The 4,615-nt window shown below is 74.9% G+C and carries 6 protein-coding genes; all 6 read right to left on the bottom strand.

All coding sequences use genetic code 11. The annotated features are described in order from the left end of the window. Window positions 1-128: 128 nt before the first annotated feature. The gene (locus tag AB0N03_RS51910; protein ID WP_364388905.1) at window positions 129-311 is read right to left on the bottom strand and encodes a hypothetical protein; all 183 of its coding nucleotides are present in this window, start codon (window positions 309-311) and stop codon (window positions 129-131) included. Window positions 312-401: 90 nt separating this feature from the next. Next, a complete protein-coding gene (locus tag AB0N03_RS51905; RefSeq protein WP_364388903.1) occupies window positions 402-1,007 on the bottom strand; it encodes an NAD(P)H-dependent oxidoreductase in 606 nt (201 codons plus the stop codon). Continuing rightward, window positions 1,004-2,314, bottom strand: a complete 1,311-nt coding sequence (locus AB0N03_RS51900; RefSeq protein ID WP_364388901.1) for a UDP-glucose/GDP-mannose dehydrogenase family protein — start codon at window positions 2,312-2,314, stop codon at window positions 1,004-1,006. Before AB0N03_RS51900 ends, AB0N03_RS51905 begins: the two co-directional genes overlap by 4 nt. Then, window positions 2,307-3,257, bottom strand: coding sequence for a glycosyltransferase family 9 protein (locus AB0N03_RS51895; RefSeq protein ID WP_364388898.1), 951 nt, complete (start codon window positions 3,255-3,257; stop codon window positions 2,307-2,309). The genes AB0N03_RS51900 and AB0N03_RS51895 overlap by 8 nt, the downstream gene beginning before the upstream one ends. Further along, the gene (locus AB0N03_RS51890; protein ID WP_364388896.1) at window positions 3,248-3,934 is read right to left on the bottom strand and encodes an SDR family oxidoreductase; all 687 of its coding nucleotides are present in this window, start codon (window positions 3,932-3,934) and stop codon (window positions 3,248-3,250) included. The genes AB0N03_RS51895 and AB0N03_RS51890 overlap by 10 nt, the downstream gene beginning before the upstream one ends. A gap of 24 nt (window positions 3,935-3,958) precedes the next feature. After that, window positions 3,959-4,615, bottom strand: a 657-nt coding sequence (gene rfaE2 / locus AB0N03_RS51885) for a D-glycero-beta-D-manno-heptose 1-phosphate adenylyltransferase (RefSeq protein WP_364388893.1), incomplete at its 5' end; no start/stop codon positions are given.

The following is a 4,615-nucleotide window of genomic DNA, read 5'->3' as shown; positions in this document are numbered from 1 at the left end:
CGCGCCTGCCTGAAAGTCGTCATCGACGTGACCGTCACCGACGCCGCGACAAGCCCCTTGACACGACCCACACCGCCCTAACTACCCGGCCTTGCCTGAATGACTCATTCAAGACACCGCGGCGGCGGCTACGGGACCGCGACGGCCGCTTCGGCTTCGGAACGGTGGCGGCGGCAGGCCGTGCACACCATGGTCTGGCCCAGCAGGCTGCCGTCGGCGGCGATCAGCCGGGCGACGTGCAGCGCGGGCAGTCCGCACTCTTCGCACGGGATGGGCTTGCTGTCGCGGCTGATCAGCACTCGGTTCGGCATGGCGCCCCCTCACTGTGGATGGTCCCGACCGACTACCCCGTGGTCCAGGACACACTCGTCCGGAGCAGTGGCGTCACTCGAAAGGAGTAGTCATGACGCCGGGTACTGCTGAGCCCCGAGCAGGGTGGCCAGGTGGACGGCGTTGCGGACCAGCGTCGCGTTCGTCGAGGCCACGGCCTTCGGCGTCTCGTCGAGGTCCTGGTAGTCCCCGCCCTGCATGGCCTCGCCGTTCCAGTACGTGCCGCCCTGCGCGGGCACCGTGAAGCCGGTGTCGTTCAGCGCCTGGAACAGGTCCGCGATGATCTTGTGGGCGCCGTCTTCGTTGCCGACCACCGCCGCGACCGCGACCTTGCCGAACATCGCCGGCCGGCCCTCGTCGTCCGTTTCGGACAGTTCCGCGTCCAGCCGTTCGAGGACGCGCTGGGCGACGCTCGACATGTGCCCGACCCACGTCGGGGTGGCGATCAGCAGGATGTCCGCGGCGGCGATCTTGCGGCGGATCTCCGGCCACTCGTCGCCCGCGCCCATGTCGGCTTCGACGCCCGGGCGGACGTCGTGGTCGACGACGCGGACCAGCTCACCGGTGGCGCCGCGTTCGGCGAAGAGGTCGAGCAGCTGGCGCGCGATGAGATCGCTGCTCGACTTCGACGGCGACGGCTTGAGCGTGCAGGTCAGCGCGAGGACGCGCAGGGTCATGACTGCCTCCGTGGCTGGGTGCCGACGCCGAGGTGGGTGAAGCCGGCGTCGGCGAGGGCGTCGGGATCGAGCAGGTTGCGGGTGTCGACGACGACCGCCCGCGCGGCCGACGCGGCGAGCCGGGCCCAGTCGAGGTCCCGGAACTCCGGCCATTCGGTGAGCACGACCAGCGCCGCGGCGTCCTTGGCGACGAGGTACGGATCGTCCACCACCTGGACGGCGGGCAAGCCCGGCACGGCCCCGACCGCCGGGTCGTGCGCGGTCAGCTCCGCGCCCGCCCGGGCGAGCTCGGCCGCGACCGCCAGGGCGGGTGAGTCGCGCAGGTCGCCGGTGCCGGCCTTGAACGCCAGGCCGAGCAGGCCGATCCGGGCGCCGGCGAGGGAGCCCGCCGCCGACCCGGTGACGGCCAGGCGCACGCCCCGCACGACACGGGCGCGCTGCCGGCCGTTGACGCGGACCGCGTCGCGCAGGATGCCGAACTCGACCCCTGCCGACTCGGCCGCGTGCAGCAGCGCCGACGTGTCCTTCGGCAGGCACGAGCCGCCCCAGCCGGGGCCCGGGGCGAGGAACTCCGGGCCGATCCGCGCGTCGAGTCCCATGGTCCGGGCTACCTCCCGGACGTCCGCGCCAAACCGCTCGCACAGTTCGGCGAGGACGTTCACGTAGGACAGCTTCACCGCGAGGAACGCGTTGCTCGCGTACTTCGCGAGCTCGGCGCTGGCCGAGGCCGTGGTGACGACGGGGGCGCCGGTCGGTTCGTACAGCCGCGCGACCCGCCGCGCGGCCGCGGAACCCGGCGGGTCGGTGCCGACGACCACCCGATCGGGGTGCAGGAAGTCCTCGACGGCGTGGCCCTCGCGGAGGAACTCGGGGTTGCTCACGACCGGCAGGTCGTCCCGGCGCAGCAGGCCGGGCAGCCGGGCCGCGGTGCCGACCGGGACGGTCGACTTGGTGACCACCGCGCAGCCGGGCCGCAGCAGCCGGCCGAGCTGCGTCACGACCGTTTCGAAGACACCGAGGTCGGGCCGGCCGTCGCCGCCGGGCGGCGTCGGGAGGCAGAGGAACACGAGGTCGGCGCCGTACAGCTCGGCCTGGGCGTCGGTGAAGGTGAGCGTGCCGTCGCCGAGGCCCTGGGCGACCAGCTCGGGCAGGCCGGGCTCGGCGATGGTCACCTCGCCGCGACCCAGCTGGTCCACTTTGGACTCGTCGGCGTCCACGCAGGTCACCCGGTGACCGAGCCGCGCGAAGCACGCGGCGCTGGTCAGGCCGACGTAGCCCGCGCCGACGACCCCGATGTGCTCAGCCATGCGGCACCCGTGCTTCCAGCGCGGAGCGGGTGGCGGCGAGCACGCGTTCCTCACCGAGGAGCAGCAGCCCGCCGTCGGGCTGCTCGCCGTGCGGGTCGCCGACGTTCCCGGCCCACAGCACGACGTGCTGCCGCGCTTCGGGCGGCGGGCCCCAGAGCCGAGGCGGGGTCGGGCCGAACAGCAGCACCGACGGCGTGCCGAACGCGGTCGCGAGGTGCCCGACGCCGGTGTCGCCGCAGACGACGAGCGCGGCCCCGGCCACCAGCGCGGCCAGCTCCGCCAGGCCGGTCCGCCCGGCGAGCACGGCTTCCTCGCCGAGTCCGGCGCGGGAAGCGATCGAGAGGGCCAGATCGCGTTCGCCGGCGCTGCCGGTGAGCACGACGCGGTGCCCGGCCGCGGCCAGCGCGCCGGCCACGCGGGCGAACCGCTCGGGCGGCCACCGGCGCGCGGGGAACGCGGCACCCGGGTGGATCACCACGGCGTCCGGGGCGGGGCTCGGCCCGGGCGGCGCGGGCAGCCGCAGCGCCGTGCGATCCGCTTCCAGGTGGGCGTACTCGACGAGCCGGCACCAGCGGTCGACTTCGTGCACGTCGTCGCGCCACCGCAAACCCGCGACGTCGGGGAAGTCGGCGTGGTGGTGGGTCAGCAGCTCGGCGGGGTCGGCCGCGAGGAGGTCGTGGAGGCTCTCCGGGCCACTGCCGTGCAGGTTGACCGCGAGCCGCGGCGGCGGTCCGGGCCACGCGAGCTCGCCGAGCCCGGCCGTCGGCAGGAGCTCGTCGACCGCGTCGATCAGCTCGACCAGGTCGCGCAAGCCCTCTGGCGCCGCCAGCACCAGCCGGTGGTCCGGGTACGCGGACCGCAGCGCCCGGAGCGCGGGGACCGCCGTCAGCAGGTCCCCGAGGCCGAGCGCGCGCAGCACGAGGACCGCGGCGCTCACGGCCACGACCCCTCCTCCGACGCGCACACGACGAGCTCGCGCACCTCGGCCCCGGGCGGCTGCTGCAGCGCGAAGACGACGGTGTTCGCGACGTGCCCGGGTTCGTTGAGCTTCGCGTCCGGCGGCGGCTTGTACTGGTCGGTGCGGTCGTCGAAGAAGTGCGTCCACATCCCGCCGGGGATGAGCAGGGTGACGCCGACGCGCCCGGCCAGCTCGGCAGCGAGCGCGCGGGTGAACCCGACCACGCCGAACTTCGAGGCGCAGTAGGCGGTCGCGTCGCTCACGGCCTTGATGCCCAGCGTCGAAGCCACGGTGACGACCGTGCCGTGCGAGCGCTCCAGGTAGGGGAGGGCGGCGCGGATCACGGCGGCCGTGCCGAGCAAGTTCACCTTGACCACCCGCTCCCAGTCCTCTGTGGACACCGTGCCGAGCGGGCCGCAGGCGTCCGTGCCGGCGGCGGTGAAGACGCCGTCGAGGCCGCCCGCGCGCTCGGCCAGCTCGCGCACCGCGGCCTCGGTCGCGGCGGTGTCGGTCAGGTCGGCTTCGGCGAATTCGGCCGGTTCCTCGGGCCGGACGCGGTCGAGGACGTACGGGGTGCCGCCCGCCTTGCGGACGGCGTCGACGGTGGCGGCGCCGAGGCCGGACGCGCCACCGGTGATCAGGACGTTGCCGAGGGGTCGCATCGCTCTCCTACGGGAGTCGGGGGGTCAGGCACTGGCCGCGGCGGCGACCAGCCGGGACGTCGAGTAGCCGGGAACGGTCGGGACGAGCACGACTTCGCCGCCGTGCCGTTCGACGACTTCGCGTTCGGGCAGGTCGGCTCGGGCGTAGTCGCCGCCCTTCACCCACACGTCCGGGCGCAGCCGCTCCAGGACGGCGGCGGGGGAGTCCTCGTCGAACACGGCTACCGCGTCCACGAAGGACAAGGCGGCGAGCAGCCGGGCGCGGTCGCGGTCGCGCACCAGCGGGCGGCCGGAACCCTTGAGGGCCCGCACCGACGCATCGGAATTGAGGCACACGACCAGGGCGTCGCCGAGGGCGCGGGCCTGCCGCAGGAGGCTCACGTGCCCGGGGTGCAGCAGGTCGAAGCAGCCGCCGGTGGCGACCAGGCGCCCGCCGCGCTCCCGGACGCGCCGCGCGAGGCCGAAGGCGTCGGTGGCCGGCTGCGGGTCGGCCACCGGCCCGTCGTTCGTCGACAGGGCCGTGGCCCCGCCGTCGGTGACGAACCGGGCGGCCGCCTCGACCGCCGTCACCACCGCTTCGGTCGTGTCCGCGCCATCGAGCAGGGCCGCCGTCGCGGCCGCGGCGAACCGGTCGCCCGCACCGCACGTGTCCGGCGCGGCGTGCCCCGGCGCCCGCGCCGC

Origin of the sequence: Amycolatopsis sp. NPDC051061 (assembly GCF_040682935.1) — a bacterium.
Taxonomy (GTDB): Bacteria; Actinomycetota; Actinomycetes; order Mycobacteriales; family Pseudonocardiaceae; genus Amycolatopsis.
Note: the sequence above shows the minus strand (reverse complement) of the source record. Positions and strands in the feature narration are given on the sequence as shown.

Coding starts and splice junctions, on each gene's coding strand:
- AB0N03_RS51910 (WP_364388905.1), bottom strand. CDS start 311: ATGCCGAACCGAGTGCTGATCAGCCGCGACAGCAAGCCCATCCCGTGC.
- AB0N03_RS51905 (WP_364388903.1), bottom strand. CDS start 1,007: ATGACCCTGCGCGTCCTCGCGCTGACCTGCACGCTCAAGCCGTCGCCG.
- AB0N03_RS51900 (WP_364388901.1), bottom strand. CDS start 2,314: ATGGCTGAGCACATCGGGGTCGTCGGCGCGGGCTACGTCGGCCTGACC.
- AB0N03_RS51890 (WP_364388896.1), bottom strand. CDS start 3,934: ATGCGACCCCTCGGCAACGTCCTGATCACCGGTGGCGCGTCCGGCCTC.